This window comes from Pseudomonas sp. W2Jun17 (assembly GCF_023127795.1).
In the GTDB taxonomy this organism is placed as follows: Bacteria; Pseudomonadota; Gammaproteobacteria; order Pseudomonadales; family Pseudomonadaceae; genus Aquipseudomonas; species Aquipseudomonas synxantha_A.
Genome location: NZ_SPKO01000004.1, coordinates 1 through 16,157, shown reverse-complemented (window position 1 = coordinate 16,157; position 16,157 = coordinate 1). Strand labels below are relative to the sequence as shown.

General features: G+C 60.5%; 16 protein-coding genes. 6 read left to right on the top strand and 10 right to left on the bottom strand.

The genetic code is table 11. From position 1 onward, the window contains the following. The first annotated feature begins 57 nt into the window (after window positions 1-57). Window positions 58-630: a xanthine phosphoribosyltransferase gene (locus E4O98_RS02375; protein ID WP_032878740.1), complete on the top strand. Its 573-nt coding sequence runs from the start codon at window positions 58-60 to the stop codon at window positions 628-630. Between the two features lie 115 nt (window positions 631-745). Here the strand turns inward: E4O98_RS02375 and E4O98_RS02370 are convergent, their stop codons facing one another. The 6 genes from E4O98_RS02370 to dadA all read right to left on the bottom strand — a co-directional run bounded on the left by E4O98_RS02370 (window position 746) and on the right by dadA (window position 6,842). After that, window positions 746-2,668, bottom strand: coding sequence for an acetyl-CoA hydrolase/transferase C-terminal domain-containing protein (locus tag E4O98_RS02370; RefSeq protein ID WP_248134066.1), 1,923 nt, complete (start codon window positions 2,666-2,668; stop codon window positions 746-748). Window positions 2,669-2,806: 138 nt separating this feature from the next. After that, on the bottom strand, window positions 2,807-3,217 hold the full coding sequence (locus E4O98_RS02365) for a c-type cytochrome (RefSeq protein ID WP_348984625.1): 411 nt from the start codon (window positions 3,215-3,217) through the stop codon (window positions 2,807-2,809). A 181-nt stretch (window positions 3,218-3,398) separates the two neighbouring features. After that, window positions 3,399-3,947: a cupin domain-containing protein gene (locus E4O98_RS02360; RefSeq protein ID WP_005792468.1), complete on the bottom strand. Its 549-nt coding sequence runs from the start codon at window positions 3,945-3,947 to the stop codon at window positions 3,399-3,401. Between the two features lie 116 nt (window positions 3,948-4,063). After that, window positions 4,064-5,137, bottom strand: a complete 1,074-nt coding sequence (gene alr, locus E4O98_RS02355) for an alanine racemase (RefSeq protein ID WP_005792469.1) — start codon at window positions 5,135-5,137, stop codon at window positions 4,064-4,066. Between the two features lie 78 nt (window positions 5,138-5,215). Continuing rightward, window positions 5,216-5,569 carry a RidA family protein gene (locus E4O98_RS02350; RefSeq protein ID WP_248134064.1) on the bottom strand — a complete coding sequence of 118 codons (354 nt, stop codon included), beginning with the start codon at window positions 5,567-5,569 and terminating at the stop codon, window positions 5,216-5,218. Next, entirely contained in the window at window positions 5,541-6,842 is a 1,302-nt protein-coding gene (gene dadA / locus E4O98_RS02345; protein ID WP_248134062.1) for a D-amino acid dehydrogenase, read from the bottom strand. The genes E4O98_RS02350 and dadA overlap by 29 nt, the downstream gene beginning before the upstream one ends. A 156-nt stretch (window positions 6,843-6,998) precedes the next feature. On the opposite strand from dadA, the gene E4O98_RS02340 reads away from it, so the two are divergent. Beyond that, window positions 6,999-7,487 (top strand): Lrp/AsnC ligand binding domain-containing protein, encoded by a 489-nt coding sequence (locus E4O98_RS02340; RefSeq protein ID WP_003176896.1) that lies wholly within the window; start codon window positions 6,999-7,001, stop codon window positions 7,485-7,487. Window positions 7,488-7,492: 5 nt separating this feature from the next. Here the strand turns inward: E4O98_RS02340 and E4O98_RS02335 are convergent, their stop codons facing one another. After that, complete coding sequence (locus E4O98_RS02335; RefSeq protein ID WP_005792472.1) at window positions 7,493-7,846, bottom strand: YkgJ family cysteine cluster protein; 354 nt, start codon at window positions 7,844-7,846, stop codon at window positions 7,493-7,495. A gap of 115 nt (window positions 7,847-7,961) precedes the next feature. Here E4O98_RS02335 and E4O98_RS02330 point away from each other — a divergent pair, with 115 nt between their 5' ends. Then, the gene (locus E4O98_RS02330) at window positions 7,962-9,254 is read left to right on the top strand and encodes an FAD-binding oxidoreductase (RefSeq protein WP_032878732.1); all 1,293 of its coding nucleotides are present in this window, start codon (window positions 7,962-7,964) and stop codon (window positions 9,252-9,254) included. Here E4O98_RS02330 and E4O98_RS02325 read toward each other — a convergent pair whose 3' ends face one another. Then, entirely contained in the window at window positions 9,255-9,479 is a 225-nt protein-coding gene (locus E4O98_RS02325) for a DUF1127 domain-containing protein (protein WP_078822630.1), read from the bottom strand. A gap of 166 nt (window positions 9,480-9,645) precedes the next feature. Between E4O98_RS02325 and E4O98_RS02320 the strand changes: the two genes are divergently transcribed. Further along, entirely contained in the window at window positions 9,646-11,070 is a 1,425-nt protein-coding gene (locus E4O98_RS02320) for a PLP-dependent aminotransferase family protein (protein ID WP_103734160.1), read from the top strand. A 62-nt stretch (window positions 11,071-11,132) separates the two neighbouring features. Then, on the top strand, window positions 11,133-12,701 hold the full coding sequence (locus tag E4O98_RS02315) for a phospholipase D family protein (RefSeq protein ID WP_081883358.1): 1,569 nt from the start codon (window positions 11,133-11,135) through the stop codon (window positions 12,699-12,701). Window positions 12,702-12,712: 11 nt separating this feature from the next. On the opposite strand, the gene E4O98_RS02310 is transcribed toward E4O98_RS02315, so the two are convergent. After that, window positions 12,713-13,855 (bottom strand): MFS transporter, encoded by a 1,143-nt coding sequence (locus E4O98_RS02310; protein WP_032878726.1) that lies wholly within the window; start codon window positions 13,853-13,855, stop codon window positions 12,713-12,715. A 150-nt stretch (window positions 13,856-14,005) separates the two neighbouring features. Continuing rightward, window positions 14,006-15,499: an aldehyde dehydrogenase gene (locus tag E4O98_RS02305; protein WP_032878725.1), complete on the bottom strand. Its 1,494-nt coding sequence runs from the start codon at window positions 15,497-15,499 to the stop codon at window positions 14,006-14,008. A 230-nt stretch (window positions 15,500-15,729) separates the two neighbouring features. Here E4O98_RS02305 and E4O98_RS02300 point away from each other — a divergent pair, with 230 nt between their 5' ends. After that, entirely contained in the window at window positions 15,730-16,092 is a 363-nt protein-coding gene (locus tag E4O98_RS02300) for a cupin domain-containing protein (RefSeq protein WP_148853797.1), read from the top strand. The last annotated feature ends 65 nt before the right edge of the window (window positions 16,093-16,157 follow it).

Below are 16,157 nucleotides of genomic sequence, written 5' to 3'. Positions count from 1 at the left end.
ATCGACTACTTTTCAATCTACTTTCGGCGCCTGCTGCGCCATCAGAGGAAGCTTTCCGTGGAAGCACTGCACAAGAAAATTCGCGAAGAAGGCATCGTGCTTTCCGATCAGGTTCTCAAGGTCGACGCCTTTTTGAACCACCAGATCGACCCGGCACTGATGAAACTGATCGGCGACGAATTCGCCGCGCTGTTCAAGGATTCGGGGATCACCAAGATCGTCACCATCGAAGCCTCAGGTATTGCACCGGCGATCATGACCGGGCTGAACCTGGGTGTACCGGTGATCTTCGCGCGTAAGCAGCAGTCGTTGACCCTGACGGAAAACCTGCTGTCGGCAACGGTGTATTCCTTCACCAAGAAAACCGAAAGCACCGTGGCGATCTCCCCACGCCACCTGACCAGCAGCGACCGCGTGCTGGTGATCGATGACTTTTTGGCCAACGGCAAAGCGTCCCAGGCGCTGATTTCGATCATCAAGCAGGCCGGCGCGACTGTTGCGGGCTTGGGGATCGTGATCGAGAAGTCGTTCCAGGGTGGGCGTGCGGAGCTGGATGCGCAGGGTTATCGGGTTGAGTCGCTGGCGCGGGTGAAGTCCTTGGCGGGTGGTGTCGTGACCTTCATCGACTAAATCAACGTGTGGGAGCTGGCTTGCCTGCGATAGCGGAGTGTCAAACGACAGAGATATCGACTGTCAGGCCCTCATCGCAGGCAAGCCAGCTCCCACATTTGATTTGTGTTGCCTGTCAGCGGGCGGTGGCCTGTAGCCCAGCAAGCAATAGCCGCTGATACAAATCCTCTTTAAACCCCTCCGGCTTATCCAGACGCATCCGTACCAAATGCTCGGGATACGCCTGCGGCTCCGGTGCATCCAGTGCCGCCTTGCCCAACTCCAGAATCTCCGTCAGCTTGAATTTGCTCTTGAGCCAGTTCAGCGCTCGCAACAAGTCCCGCTCCTCATCCGTGAAATCACTGCCCAACGGGTATTCCGGGAACAACCGTCGATGCTTGGCCTGAATCGCCTGGAGGCGTTCCGGCGTGTTGTCCGCAAAGCGCGGATCCAGCTGGAAGTCCTTGGGCAGCTTGCCGGCCTTTTGTGCCTGCTCAATCAAGTCGCCCTGGAAACGCGAGTCGGTGATATTGAGCAGCGCTTCGATCACCTTGGCATCCGTCTGCCCGCGCAAGTCGGCAATGCCGTACTCGGTAATGACGATATCCCGCAGGTGCCGGGGAATGGTGCAGTGGCCGTACTCCCAGACAATATTGGAACTGACCTCGCCCGCCGACTCCCGCCAGCTGCGCAAAATCAGGATTGAACGCGCACCGTCCAGCGCATGCCCCTGGGCAACGAAATTGTATTGCCCGCCCACACCGCTGAGCACGCGACCGTCTTCCAGCTGGTCGGCCACGCCGGCACCGAGCAATGTGACCATGATTGCGCTGTTGATGAAGCGCGCATCCAGGCGCTGCAGCCGCTTGAGTTCTTCCTGGCCGTACAGCTCGTTGATATAGCTGATGGCAGTCATGTTGAATTCGAGACGCTTGGCGTGGGTCATTTCCTGCAAGCGCTGGTAAAAACTGCGCGGCCCTAGAAAGAAGCCACCGTGGATCGACACGCCATCGGGTTGCGCCGCATCGTCCAGAGTGCCTTCGTTGGCCTGCGTCTGGGTCGCCACATCCGGGTAGACCTTGCGGCGCACAATCCCCGCATCGGCCAGAACCAACAGCCCGTTGACGAACATCTCGCTGCATCCGTAAAGGCCACGCGCGAAAGGCTCGACACCGCCCTCACGGCTGATCAGTGGCGCCCACTGATACACATCCAGGTCCGTCAGCAGCAATCGATAGGCTTCGTTATCGGCCTGGCGCGCCAGCAAGGCGGCGGTCAGCGCATCGCCCATGGAGCCAATGCCAATCTGCAAGGTGCCGCCGTCACGTACCAGGGTGCTGGCGTGCAGGCCAATAAAATGATCCTGGAAGCCCACCGGCATGTTCGGCGTGGAAAACAATGTGGTGCTGTCTTTTTCATCGAGCAGGTAGTCGAACGCGTCCATGCCCAACTCGGCGTCGCCGGGCATGTAGGGCAGATCGCTGTGGACCTGGCCGACAACGAGGATGGTTTCCCCGGCTTCGCGGCGCTTGGCGATCATCGGCAGCAGGTCGAGGGTGATATCCGGGTTGCAGCTCAGGCTCAGGCGATCAGGATGCTCGGCGCTGCTGGCAACCATTTGCGCCACCAGGTTCAGGCCGGCGGCATTGATGTCGCGGGCGGCATGGCTGTAGTTGCTGCTGACGTAATCTTGCTGCGCCGAAGTGCTGTGGAGCAGGCTGCCGGGCTGCATGAAAAACTGTTGCACTTGGATATTCTGCGGCAGGCTGTCCTTGTGCAGGTCGGCGAGGAAGTCCAGTTCAGGGTAGTCACCAAACACCCGCTCGATGAACGGTTCGAGAAAGCGCTTCTGCAAGCCATCGCCCATCGTCGGGCGGCCCAGGCTCAACGCGGTGTAGATCGTCAGCGCCCGCTCCGGCAGTTTGGCAATACGCCGGTACAGCGCGTTGGCGAACAGATTGGGCTTGCCAAGACCCAGCGGCATGCCCATGTGGATATGCGCCGGCAACCGCGCCAGTACGTCGTCAACTGCTTGCTCGATTGAACACAACTGCACCATCGGACTGCTCCCGAACATTCCATGAATTGGAGTTGGACCGAGCTTGCCGGGTCTTTGCTGCAATGAACAGCCTCTAAACATAAATCGCGAGCACAAAAAAGCCGCTCGTAAGCGGCATTTTTGGCGAAGATCGTCTGATTACAGGCCGGACATCTTCTTGATGGCGCCTTTGAGGTCTTCATCCGAGCAATCAGCGCAGGTGCCTTTGGGTGGCATGGCGTTGATACCGGTGATGGCCTTGGCCAGGATGCCATCGAGGCCGCCCTGGTGGTCGGCGCGTTCTTTCCAGGCGGCGGTGTCGCCAACTTTCGGCGCACCCAATAGGCCAGTACCGTGGCACGCGTTACAGTGCTTGGCGATAATCTCGTCCGGTGTTTTCGCACCGCCACCGCCCGCTACCACGGCCACTTCCATGCCCTTGCATTCCTGGCCCTGGACGCACACCTGGCCCACAGGCTCCAGGCGCTTGGCAATGTCATCATTGGTCGCAGCTTGAGCGCTGACAGCCCATAGGGCCAGTACGGTTGCTGGTGCAGCCAGCATTTTCATAATTAGGTTCACGCGTTCACCCTCAATGGTGGCTATTCACGCCTGCGGCCACGGTTTCGCAGGCGGCGAAAGTATAACGGTTAGCCCGGGCTGCCGAAACAACCCTATTAAATAAAGGGAGATACGGCCACACGGATACAGCTATGGGAGCCTCTGCAACGCTGGCAGGGCGCCTCTTTTGTTAAAAGTTCGCGGGCGTGGCTGCGCTGATTAGTCGCGCCGGCACATCGAACGGGTTGCGAAAACGATGGGGCTTGGTGCTTTCAAAGTAGTAGCTATCGCCAGCTTCGAGCACAAAAGTTTCAAGACCGACCACCAATTCCAGGCGACCTTCCAGCAGAATCCCGGTTTCCTCGCCCTCATGGGTGAGCATTTCTTCGCCCGTGTCGGCGCCCGGCGGGTAAATTTCGTTGAGAAAGGCGATGGCCCGGCTCGGGTGCGCCCGGCCCACCAGTTTCATGGTGACGGCACCATCAGAGATGTCGATCAGCTCATTGGCTTTATAGACGATCTGCGTCGGTATTTCCTGGAGGATCTCCTCGGAAAAGAACTCGACCATGGACATGGGGATACCGCCCAGCACCTTGCGCAGGGAGCTGATCGAGGGGCTGACGCTGTTTTTCTCGATCATCGAAATGGTGCTGTTGGTGACGCCCGCGCGCTTGGCAAGCTCGCGCTGGGAAAGACCTTTGAGTTTACGGATGGATTGCAGTCGTTCGCCGACGTCCAATGCAGGAGCCTCCTAGGATTCAGGCTTTGTTGTAATTGAGCGTTATCATGGCGACAGCGTTCAGTATTTACAACACTTGGGCCTAAATCCCGGGCAGCTGCATTCGTATCCGGCCATCAAGCGCCGCAATAGAGCCTTGGCACCCGGCGCAGGTTGCAGAAAATCTGGTAGGGAATGGTATCGGCAGCAGTGGCGACGTCACTGGCGAGGATGTTCTTGCCCCACAACTCCACGGTTGAGCCAAGGCCCGCTTGGGGTAAGTCGGTAAGGTCGACACACAGCATGTCCATGGACACGCGCCCCAGCAGTTGGCTGCGCTGGCCCGCCACCAGCACCGGCGTACCGGTTGGCGCGTGGCGGGGGTAACCGTCGGCATAGCCCATGGCAACCACTCCGATGCGCATCGGCTTGGGCGTGACAAACCTGGCGCCATAGCCCACGGGTTCGCCAGCCGGCAGTTCGCGTACACAAATGATTTTGGACTCCAGGGTCATCACCGGCTGCAACCGTGCGGCAAAGGCCTGGTCTTCGCCAAATGGCGTTGCGCCGTAGAGCATGATGCCTGGGCGTACCCAGTCGCTGGCCACGCCTGGCCAGCCTAATACAGATGGGGAGTTACGCAGGCTGACTTCGGCAGCCAAGCCTTGGCGAGCTGCTTCGAATACCGTGACTTGTTCGTTGCTGCTGACGCAATCGAGCTCATCGGCGCGGGCAAAATGGCTCATCAACACGATCTTCGCAACTTTGCCGCTGGCCAGCAGACGCTGGTACGCCTCTTGATAATCCTTGGGATGCAAGCCGACACGGTGCATGCCCGAGTCCAGCTTGAGCCACACGGTCAGCGGTTTGCTCAGTTTGGCCTGTTCGATGGCCTCAAGCTGCCACAACGAATGCACCACACACCACAAATCCTGTTCGATGATCAGCGGCAACTCGTCCGCCTCAAAAAAGCCTTCCAGCAACAGCACCGGCGCGCGAATGCCGGCGGCACGCAGTTCCAGGGCTTCCTCGATGCACGCCACGGCAAACCCGTCGGCTTCGGTTTCCAGTGCCTGGGCCACACGCACGGCACCATGGCCGTAGGCATCGGCCTTGATCACGGCGAGCGCCTTGGCCCCCGTGACTTCACGGGCCAATTGGTAGTTGTGGCGCAGGGCTTGAAGGTCGATCAGGGCACGGGCTGGACGCATGGCGGCAGGCTTCTAGGCAGCAAGGTGAAGAAAAACCGGTGCCGACCAACAACGTCGGCGCCGGGAGAGGGATCGTTGCTAAGGCAGCGCCGCCACGATGGACAGCTCTACCAGGATTTGCGGCTCGCACAATTTGGCTTCAACCGTGGCACGGGCCGGAGCGACGCCTTTGGGCAGCCACTTGTCCCACACCGCGTTCATGCCGGCGAAGTCGGCGTCAATATCCTTCAGGTAGATGGTCACCGACAGCAACCTGGACTTGTCGGTACCGGCCAGGTCCAGTAAACGCTCGATATTGACCAGGGTTTCACGGGTCTGCTGTTCAATCCCGGCACTCAGGTCGTCGCCGACTTGCCCGGCCAGATACACGGTACCGCTGTGAACCACGATCTGGCTCATGCGCTCATTGGTGAGCTGGCGCTGGATTGACATGCTGTGCGGACTCCTGGTGATTGCCATAACGGGAAATATCGAGGCCGGCGGCGCTGATCTGCGGCGTTTTCTTTGCCATCAGGTCGGCCAGCAAGCGGCCAGAGCCACAGGCCATGGTCCAGCCGAGCGTGCCGTGACCGGTATTCAGGAACAGGTTCTTGAATGGGGTGGCACCGACAATCGGCGTGCCGTCGGGTGTGGTCGGACGCAGACCGGTCCAGAAACTGGCTTGGGCCAAATCGCCGCCCTGAGGATAAAGGTCGTTGACGATCATCTCCAGAGTTTCACGTCGACGTGGATTCAGCGACAGGTCAAAACCGGCTATTTCAGCCATGCCGCCGACACGAATACGGTTGTCGAAACGGGTGATCGCGACCTTGTAGGTCTCATCGAGAATGGTCGAGGTGGGCGCCATTGCCGGATTGGTGATCGGCACGGTCAGCGAGTAGCCCTTGAGCGGGTAAACCGGTGCCTTGATCCCCAGGGGCTTGAGCAGCTTCGGCAAGTAACTGCCGAGGGCCAGTACATAGCGGTCGGCGGTTTCCAGCTTGCCGTCGATCCACACGCCGTTAATGCGATCACCGGCGTAATCGAGGCGCTGGATGTCCTGCTCGAAACGGAACTCCACGCCCAACTGCTTGCACATCTCGGCCAGGCGCGTGGTGAACATCTGGCAGTCGCCCGTCTGGTCATTCGGCAGCCGCAAAGCACCGGCGAGGATATCCGTAACGCTGGCCAGGGCCGGTTCAACACGGGCAATACCAGCGCGATCGAGCAATTCGAACGGCACGCCGGACTCTTTCAACACCGCGATATCCTTGGCGGCACCGTCAAGTTGGGCCTGGGTGCGGAACAGCTGGGTCGTACCGAGGCTGCGGCCTTCGTAGGCAATGCCGGTCTCGGTACGCAATTCGTCGAGGCAGTCGCGGCTGTACTCGGACAGGCGCACCATGCGCTCCTTGTTCACGGCATAGCGGCTGGCCGTGCAGTTGCGCAGCATCTGCGCCATCCACAGATATTGATCGACATCGGCGGTTGCCTTGATCGCCAGCGGCGCGTGGCGCTGCAGCAACCACTTGATAGCCTTGAGCGGCACACCCGGCGCGGCCCATGGCGAGGCGTAGCCAGGGGACACCTGGCCGGCGTTGGCGAAACTGGTTTCCATGGCAGCGGCAGGTTGACGGTCGACCACCACGACATCGAAGCCGGCCCGCGCCAAATAGTAGGCACTGGTCACCCCAATGACACCGCTACCCAAGACCAGAACGCGCATTTTTATATCCTCATCACGGGCTTAGCCGCTGACGTGTGTTATTCGAGCAATGATGGACGCAGTGTAAAAAACAATCACCAGTGCATTTCACTATATAAATGCCTATATTTGGCGACAATTCTTGGCAAAAACCCTTTTCACAGAGGCGTATCCCCTATGCGTACCAACACCCAGACCAAGCGGGAGCTGGACAAGATCGACCGCAATATCCTGCGCATCCTGCAAACCGACGGGCGCATTTCGTTCACGGAGCTGGGGGAAAAGGTCGGGCTGTCCACCACTCCCTGTACCGAGCGGGTGCGGCGCCTGGAGCGCGAAGGGATCATCATGGGCTACAACGCGCGGCTCAACCCGCAGCATTTGAAAGGCAGCCTGCTGGTATTTGTCGAGATCAGCCTGGATTACAAGTCTGGCGACACCTTTGAGGAATTTCGCCGCGCCGTGCTGAAACTGCCTCATGTGCTGGAGTGCCACTTGGTATCAGGGGACTTCGACTACCTGGTGAAAGCGCGTATCTCGGAGATGGCTTCGTACCGCAAGTTGCTCGGCGATATCCTGCTCAAGTTGCCCCATGTGCGCGAATCCAAGAGCTATATCGTGATGGAAGAGGTGAAGGAGAGCCTGAACCTGCCGATCCCCGATTGACTCAGTCAGACCAGCACTTGCCGGGTACTCGCCATGTACTCATGGATCTGCTTCTCGACCCGCGGATGAATCAGCTCAACCGGTCGGCGCCCATTGGGGCATGGCAAGGTCTTGGTGGTGCCGAACAGGCGACAGATCAGTGGCCGCTCGTCATACACCGTGCACCCATGGGGCCCCAGGTGCACGCAGTTCAGCTCATCCATGGCGGCCTCCTGCTCGGCGGCCGTCTTGCGTGGCAGGCGCGACATTTCCTCAGGCGAAGTGGTCACCGGCCCACAGCAGTCATGGCAACCCGGAACACATTCAAATGAAGGAATCTGTCTGCGCAGCGCGCTGACTTTCTGACTGTTGCAACTCATCGATACACATACCCAACGGCGAATAGGCGTGGATTCTGACGCAAAACGCAGCGCGCAGACAGCTTCATCGGACCGCTGTATCCTGCGTCAAATTTTCCAAACAGGGAGGCTCCCCATGACCGCCAGCGCCCGGCATACCGCGTCCTACTACGCCGCCAGCAGCGTGCCGCACCCCGAGTACCCGGCGTTGACAGGCGAGCTGCGCGCCGATGTATGCGTGATTGGCGCGGGGTATTCCGGGCTCAACACGGCTTTGGAGCTGGCCGAGCGCGGCTTCAGCGTGGTGGTGCTGGAAGCGCGCAGGGTTGGCTGGGGCGCCAGCGGGCGTAATGGCGGCCAGTTGATTCGCGGCGTCGGCCACGGGCTGGATCAGTTCGCGTCCGTGATCGGCAGTGACGGCGTGCGCCAGATGAAGCTGATGGGGCTGGAAGCCGTGGAGATCGTGCGTGACCGCGTAGAACGCTTCCAGATTCCCTGCGACCTGACCTGGGGCTACTGCGACCTGGCCAACAAACCCCGTGATTTGCAGGGCCTGGCGCAAGATGCCGAAGAACTGCGCAGCCTGGGCTACCGCCACGAGGTACGCCTGCTGCAAGCCAGCCAGATGAGCAGCGTGATCGGCTCCGAGCGCTATGTGGGCGGCATGATCGACATGGGCTCTGGTCACCTGCACCCACTGAACCTGGCGCTGGGCGAAGCGGCCGCCGCGCAGCAGTTGGGCGTGAAGTTGTTCGAGCAGTCTGAAGTGACGCGCATCGACTACGGCCCCGACGTCAAGGTGCACACCGCCCAGGGCCACGTACGTGCCAAAACCCTGGTGCTGTGCTGCAACGCCTACCTGAATGGGCTCAACCCGCAATTGAGTGGCAAGGTACTACCGGCCGGCAGCTACATCATCGCCACCGAGCCCTTGAGTGAAGCGCAAGCGACCCGCCTGCTGCCGCAGAACATGGCCGTGTGTGACCAGCGCGTGACGGTGGATTACTTCCGCCTGTCCGCCGACCGCCGCCTGTTGTTCGGCGGCGCCTGCCACTATTCCGGACGCGACCCCAAGGATATCGGCGCCTATATGCGACCGAAAATGTTGCAGGTATTCCCGCAACTGGCCGACGTGAAGATCGACTACCAATGGGGCGGCATGATCGGCATCGGCGCCAACCGCCTGCCGCAGATCGGCCGGTTGGCGGATCAACCCAATGTGTATTACGCCCAGGCTTACGCGGGTCATGGCCTGAATGCCACACACCTTGCGGGCAGGTTGCTCGGCGAAGCCATCAGCGGCCAGCAACAGGGGCGTTTCGACCTGTTCGCTCAGGTGCCGCACATCACCTTCCCCGGTGGCAAACACTTGCGTTCACCGCTGCTGGCGCTGGGGATGCTCTGGCACCGCCTCAAAGAACTGGTGTGATCAACTGCGCCAGAACGGCTTCAGGCCTTCCTGGCGCGCCTGTTCAGCGGTCAAACCCACGTCCAGCAGCTGCTCGCGGGTCAGCGTAAGCAACGCCTTGCGCGTGTGACGACGGTGCCAGAACAGGCTCCAGCGGCTGCCGACAGGCGCAGTCGTTGCCCGCTGCTGCCCTGCTTCCAGTTCTTGGCTGTGTAGCGCCAGCCGCACATCGCTCATGCCGTTCATTTTGCTGCCCCTCGTTGGCTTGTTGCCTTGAGTGACTAGGATGGGGGCACGAGCAAAACCATTACAGATCCAGCCTGTTTTTATTAAATCCATACAGATACTGCCTATGGATGGCTGAATCCTGTATTTTCACTCTATCTGTACTGGTCTATCAGGAGCGGCCGCCATGACCCTTTACGTCAACCTCGCTGAATTACTCGGCACTCGCATCGAACAAGGCTTCTATCGCCCCGGCGATCGCTTGCCCTCGGTGCGAGCCTTGAGCGTGGAGCACGGGGTCAGCCTGAGTACCGTGCAGCAGGCCTATCGGTTGCTGGAAGACAACGGCCTGGCAATGCCCAAGCCCAAGTCCGGTTACTTTGTACCCGCCGGTCGCGAGCTGCCGGCCCTGCCCGAGGTAGGCCGCCCGGCCCAACGGCCGGTAGAGATCTCCCAGTGGGACCAGGTGCTTGAGCTGATTCGCGCGGTACCCCGCAAAGACGTCATACAGATGGGCCGTGGTATGCCAGATGTATTGTCACCCACCCTGAAACCTTTGCTGCGCAGCCTGGCGCGGGTGAGTCGTCGCCAGGATCTGCCGGGCCTGTATTACGACAACATCCTTGGCTGTATGGAATTGCGCGAGCAAATCGCTCGACTGTCGCTGGACTCCGGCTGCCAACTGACCGCTGAAGACATTGTGATCACCACCGGCTGCCATGAGGCGCTGTCGGCCAGCATCCGGGCGATCTGCGAGCCCGGCGATATTGTTGCGGTGGACTCGCCCAGCTTCCACGGCGCCATGCAGACCCTCAAGGGCCTGGGCATGAAAGCCCTGGAAATCCCCACCGACCCGATCACCGGCATTAGCCTGGAAGCGCTGGAACTGGCGCTGGAACAGTGGCCGATCAAAGTCATCCAGCTCACGCCCAACTGCAACAATCCGTTGGGCTACATCATGCCGGAGGCGCGCAAACGCGCACTGCTGACACTCGCGCAGCGCTATGACGTGGCAATCATCGAAGACGATGTGTATGGCGAACTGGCCTACAGCTACCCACGCCCGCGCACCATTAAATCCTTCGATGACGATGGCCGCGTGCTGCTCTGCAGCTCATTCTCGAAAACCCTGGCACCCGGGTTACGCATTGGCTGGGTGGCGCCGGGGCGCTACCTGGACCGGGTGTTGCACATGAAATACATCAGCACCGGCTCTACCGCCACCCAGCCGCAGATTGCGATTGCCGAATTTCTCAAAAACGGCCATTTCGAACCGCATTTGCGCCGGATGCGCACGCAATACCAGCGCAATCGCGACTTGATGCTCGACTGGGTGAGCCGCTACTTCCCGGCAGGCACGCGCGCCAGTCGGCCCCAAGGCAGCTTCCTGCTGTGGATCGAACTGCCGGAGGGCTTCGACACCTTGAAGCTCAATCGCGTGTTGGTGGAACAAGGCGTGCAAGTGGCCGTAGGCAGCATCTTTTCTGCCTCCGGCAAATACCGTAACTGTCTGCGTATGAACTATGCCGCCAAGCCAACCCCGCAGATTGAAGAAGCGGTGCGCAAGGTCGGCGCCGCCGCGCTCAAGATGCTGGCAGAGACGCTGCACTGACCTTTCGCCGGAAAAGGCCGTCATATATCGATAACCGCCCTGACCTGGAAGCAGCTCCCTTGATAATTCGACGGCTATTACCGTTTTTGCTGTTGGGCACCTTGGCCCTGGGCGGCTGCGCCACGGTCGACACACCGCGTATTCCCAGCGATGCCCTGCCGGCGAACGGCTCCTCGTTCGGTCGCTCGATCCAGGCCCAGGCGGCGCCGCACCAAGGGCGCTCGGGTTTTCGCTTGCTGCCCAACAGCAGTGAAGCCTTCATGGCTCGCGCCGAGCTGATCCGCAACGCCCAATCCAGCCTCGATTTGCAGTACTACATCGTTCACGACGGCATCAGCACGCGTATGCTTGTGGACGAACTGCTCAAGGCCGCCGACCGCGGTGTGCGTGTGCGCATCCTGCTGGACGACACCACCAGCGACGGCCTCGACCAAATCATCGCCACCCTCGCCGCCCACCCCAAAATCGAAATTCGCCTGTTCAACCCCCTGCATTTGGGCCGCAGCACCGGCGTTACACGCGCCATGGGCCGTGTATTCAACCTGTCGCTGCAACATCGGCGCATGCACAACAAACTGTGGCTGGCGGATAACAGCGTGGCCATTGTGGGCGGGCGCAATCTGGGGGACGAATATTTCGACGCCGAGCCCAACCTGAACTTCACCGATATCGACATGCTCAGCGTCGGACCGGTGGCAGAGCAACTGGGTCACAGTTTCGATCAGTACTGGAACAGCGCACTGAGCAAACCTATTGATGAGTTTGTCTCGAAGATGCCCTCCAAAATCGATCTGGCCGTCGCCCGCGGGCGCCTGGAAGCTTCATTGGCGCAATCGCGTCAGCAGAACCACGCCCTGTATAACCGCCTGCGTACCTACCAGACCCGACCACGTATGGACATCTGGCGCCGTGAGCTGATCTGGGCCTGGAACCAGGCGCTGTGGGACGCACCGAGCAAGGTGCTGGCCAAGGCTGATCCGGACCCGCAGTTGCTGCTCACCACCCAACTGGCCCCGGAGCTGGAAGGGGTCAGCCGTGAACTGATCATGATTTCGGCGTACTTCGTTCCGGGGTCGCCCGGGCTGGTGTACCTGACAGGTCGGGCCGACGCAGGGGTGTCAGTGAGCCTGCTGACCAATTCCCTTGAAGCCACTGACGTACCGGCCGTGCACGGCGGTTACGCGCCCTATCGCAAGGCACTGCTGGAGCATGGGGTCAAACTTTATGAGCTGCGCCGACAACCAGGCGACCCCAGTGCCAGCAGTGGCCCGCACCTGTTTCGTCGAGGCAGCCTCTACGGCTCCGATTCGAGCCTGCACAGCAAGGCAATGATCTTCGATCGCGAGAAGTCATTTATCGGCTCGTTCAATTTCGACCCGCGCTCGGTGCTGTGGAACACCGAAGTCGGCGTGCTGGTGGACAGCCCTGAACTGGCGGAGCATGTGCGCAACCTGGCGCTGGAAGGTATGGCGCCGACGCTGAGCTACGAGGCGAAATTGCAGGATGGCAATGTGGTGTGGGTCACCGAGGACAACGGGCAATTGCACACCCTGACCCGCGAGCCCGGCAGTTGGTGGCGCCGTTTCAATGCCTGGTTCGCCACGTCAGTTGGCCTGGAACGTATGCTTTAAGCCAAAGAAGTTCAGGCAGGCTGCGCTGCTCCAAACGCCCCTTGGCGCAGCAACAGCACCACCAGCCCCAACGCCCCCGCCGCCATCAGCAATGGCAGTGCATGACCGCTGACCCATTGGCTGCCCGCACCCGCCACCAGCGGCCCGATCAGGCAGCCAATGCCCCACAGCTGCGCCACGTGGGCGTTGGCACGCACCAACGCATCATCACGGTAGCGCTCGCCAATCAAAATCAGCGACAGGGTAAACAACCCACCCGCGCTGGCGCCGAACAGCACCCACACCGGCCAGATCAGCAGTGTGTGCATCAACAACGGCACCGCCAGGCTCGACGCCAGCAACAGCAGCGCACACCCCAGGAACAACGTGCGGCGCGGCAAGTAATCGGCCAGGGCACCGATGGGTAATTGCAGCAGCGCATCACCCACGACGACTGTGCTGACCATCGCCAAGGCAATCTCGGCAGTGAAGCCCTGTTGCAGGCAGTACACCGGCAACAGCGTCAGAATCATCGCTTCGAATGCGGCGAATAACGCCACCGCCCAGGCAATCGCCGGCAAGCTCAGGCAAAAGCGCCACAGCTCGCTGAACGTGACGCTGAACGCATCAGCCGTCGGCGCCCCGGATCGCCCCAGCAACAGCAGCGGCGCCACTACCAAAAGGCCGACGCCCACCCAGAACCCGTAATCATGATCGGTGCCCATCAGGCCCAGCAGCAAGGGTCCCGACAGCTGGCTCAAGGCATAAGTGCAGCCATACAGCGCCACCAGGCGGCCGCGCCACTGCTCGATCACCAGTTGGTTGATCCAGCTTTCACCCAGGATAAATACGATGGTCAGGATCACCCCGATCATCAACCGCAGCACCAGCCACACCGGGTAGCTGGGCAGGATCGCCAGCAAACCGATAGACAGCGCCCCGGCCCACAGGCACAGGCGCATCAGGTTGGCAGTGCCGAGCCAGGACGCCATTCGGCTGGAGACCTTGGCACCCAGCAATACGCCGAATGCCGGCATCGCCGCCATCACGCCAATGGCGAAGCTGCCGTAGCCCCAGCCTTCAAGACGCAGGGATACCAACGGCATGCTCACGCCCAAGGCCAGGCCAACGCTGAGTACCGAGGCCAGGACGGCGAAATAAGTCGCCCAACGCATTGCCACGCTCCTGTGGATAATTTACGGGGTCGCACAAAACAGTGTGGGAGGGGGCTTGCTCCCGATAACGGTGGGCCAGTCACCACATGCAGTGGCTGACACCCAGCTATCGGGGGCAAGCCCCCTCCCACATTTGGCCTGCAGTGCTGCTTAGAGTTTGATCCAGGTCGCCTTCAGCTCGGTGTACTTGTCGAACGCATGCAGCGACTTGTCGCGGCCATTACCCGACTGCTTGAAACCACCAAACGGTGCGGTCATGTCGCCGCCGTCGTACTGGTTAACCCAGACGCTGCCGGCACGCAGGGCCTTGGCCGTCAGGTGCGCCTTGGAGATATCCGCCGTCCATACCGCTGCGGCCAGGCCGTATTGGGTGTCGTTGGCAATGGCGATGGCTTCTTCGGCGCTGTCGAAAGTGAGCACCGACAGGACCGGGCCAAAGATCTCTTCCTGAGCGATCTTCATGGCATTGGTCACGCCATCGAAAATAGTTGGCTCGACGTAGGTGCCACCGGTTTCTTCCAGTGTGCGCTTACCGCCAGCGACCAGCTTGGCACCGTCGGCATGACCGGACTCAATGTAGGACAGCACGTTGTTCATCTGCTGCGTATCCACCAGCGCACCCACGTTGGTGGCTGGGTCCAGTGGGTTGCCCGGCTTCCAGCCTTTGAGCGCCTCGATCACCAGCGGCAGGAAGGTGTCCTTGATGGAACGCTCCACGAGCAGGCGCGAACCGGCAGTGCAGACTTCACCCTGGTTGAAGGCGATGGCACTGGCCGCAGATTCGGCGGCGGCTTGCAGATCCGGCGCATCGGCAAACACGATATTAGGGCTCTTGCCGCCCGCCTCCAGCCACACACGCTTCATGTTCGATTCGCCGGAGCGGATCAGCAGTTGCTTGGCGATCTTGGTGGAGCCAGTGAACACCAACGTATCCACGTCCATATGCACCGCCAGGGCGTTACCCACCGTGTGGCCATAGCCTGGCAATACGTTGAACACGCCTTTTGGAATGCCGGCTTCGACGGCCAGGGCGGCGATACGGATGGCGGTCAGCGGGGATTTTTCGGACGGTTTTAGGATCACCGAGTTACCGGTGGACAACGCCGGGCCGAGTTTCCAGCAGGCCATCATCAACGGGAAGTTCCACGGCACGATGGCGCCGACCACGCCGACTGGCTCGCGGGTCACCAGGCCCAGTTGATCATGAGGGGTGGCCGCGACTTCGTCGTAGATCTTGTCGATTGCCTCACCGCTCCAGCTCAGGGCATTTGCCGCACCGGGAACGTCGATGTTCAGGGAGTCGCTGATCGGCTTGCCCATGTCCAGGGTTTCAAGCAGTGCCAACTCTTCGGCATTGGCCTTGAGCAACGCGGCGAAACGGATCATGGTGGCTTTGCGCTTGGCCGGCGCCAGGCGCGACCAGACACCGGAATTAAAGGTGGCGCGGGCGTTTTCCACGGCGCGCTGGGCGTCAGCCGCGTCACAGCTGGCGACAGTGGCCAGCAGACGACCGTCTACCGGGCTGATGCATTCGAAGGTGTCACCGGAAACGGCGGCGGTGTATTCGCCATTGATGTAGGCGCGGCCTTCGATCTTCAGATCCTTGGCGCGTTGTTCCCAGTCGGCACGGGTCAGGGTGGTCATGCGAGTGTCCTCCTCTTATTGAATAGAGGGCCAGGCGGGTGTCCCCCCGGCAGCCTCAAAGAATTCTTGCCCGCCAGCCAGCTGTTCGGCGCAAGGCAGCTGCCACCCTAAACCAGCGGCTGGGGATGTTTCAATATATTTGACATAACGGCGGTAAACGCCCTTGCGATGTTCATTTTAATAAACATAGACTTTGGGCTCTCCAACCGCAGGCCAGACGGGACACGCACATGAGCATCCAGGATATCGTCGACTTCAGCCAAGCCAACACGGCCCCCGAACGCTACCGCCCTGCCGCAGAAAAAATCCTCAAGGGCGATCCCGAGCAAACGATCTACAACCACTACAACAGCCCGTGTGGCCAGATGAATGCAGGGGTATGGGAAGGTGAAGTCGGGCAGTGGAAGGTCAACTACACCGAACATGAATACTGCGAAATTGTGCAGGGGGTTTCCGTGCTGCGTGACGCCGAGGGCAACGCCAAGACCTTGCGCGCCGGCGACCGCTTCGTGATCCCCGCTGGCTTCAAGGGCACCTGGGAAGTGCTGGAAGCGTGCCGCAAGATCTACGTGGTGTTCGAGCAGAAAGCCTGATCAGCAAATCCCATGTCTAGTCCTGAAATAGATTTACACCTGTTTCAGTCTCAAAACGCCCGATG

Bases quoted from the DNA above. Each gene is read 5' to 3' on its own strand.
- E4O98_RS02370 (WP_248134066.1), bottom strand. From the start codon at position 2,668: ATGGTGCAGTTGTGTTCAATCGAGCAAGCAGTTGACGACGTACTGGCG.
- E4O98_RS02365 (WP_348984625.1), bottom strand. From the start codon at position 3,217: ATGAAAATGCTGGCTGCACCAGCAACCGTACTGGCCCTATGGGCTGTC.
- alr (WP_005792469.1), bottom strand. From the start codon at position 5,137: ATGCGTCCAGCCCGTGCCCTGATCGACCTTCAAGCCCTGCGCCACAAC.
- E4O98_RS02350 (WP_248134064.1), bottom strand. From the start codon at position 5,569: ATGTCAATCCAGCGCCAGCTCACCAATGAGCGCATGAGCCAGATCGTG.
- dadA (WP_248134062.1), bottom strand. From the start codon at position 6,842: ATGCGCGTTCTGGTCTTGGGTAGCGGTGTCATTGGGGTGACCAGTGCC.
- E4O98_RS02340 (WP_003176896.1), top strand. From the start codon at position 6,999: ATGCGTACCAACACCCAGACCAAGCGGGAGCTGGACAAGATCGACCGC.
- E4O98_RS02335 (WP_005792472.1), bottom strand. From the start codon at position 7,846: ATGAGTTGCAACAGTCAGAAAGTCAGCGCGCTGCGCAGACAGATTCCT.
- E4O98_RS02330 (WP_032878732.1), top strand. From the start codon at position 7,962: ATGACCGCCAGCGCCCGGCATACCGCGTCCTACTACGCCGCCAGCAGC.
- E4O98_RS02325 (WP_078822630.1), bottom strand. From the start codon at position 9,479: ATGAACGGCATGAGCGATGTGCGGCTGGCGCTACACAGCCAAGAACTG.
- E4O98_RS02320 (WP_103734160.1), top strand. From the start codon at position 9,646: ATGACCCTTTACGTCAACCTCGCTGAATTACTCGGCACTCGCATCGAA.
- E4O98_RS02310 (WP_032878726.1), bottom strand. From the start codon at position 13,855: ATGCGTTGGGCGACTTATTTCGCCGTCCTGGCCTCGGTACTCAGCGTT.
- E4O98_RS02305 (WP_032878725.1), bottom strand. From the start codon at position 15,499: ATGACCACCCTGACCCGTGCCGACTGGGAACAACGCGCCAAGGATCTG.
- E4O98_RS02300 (WP_148853797.1), top strand. From the start codon at position 15,730: ATGAGCATCCAGGATATCGTCGACTTCAGCCAAGCCAACACGGCCCCC.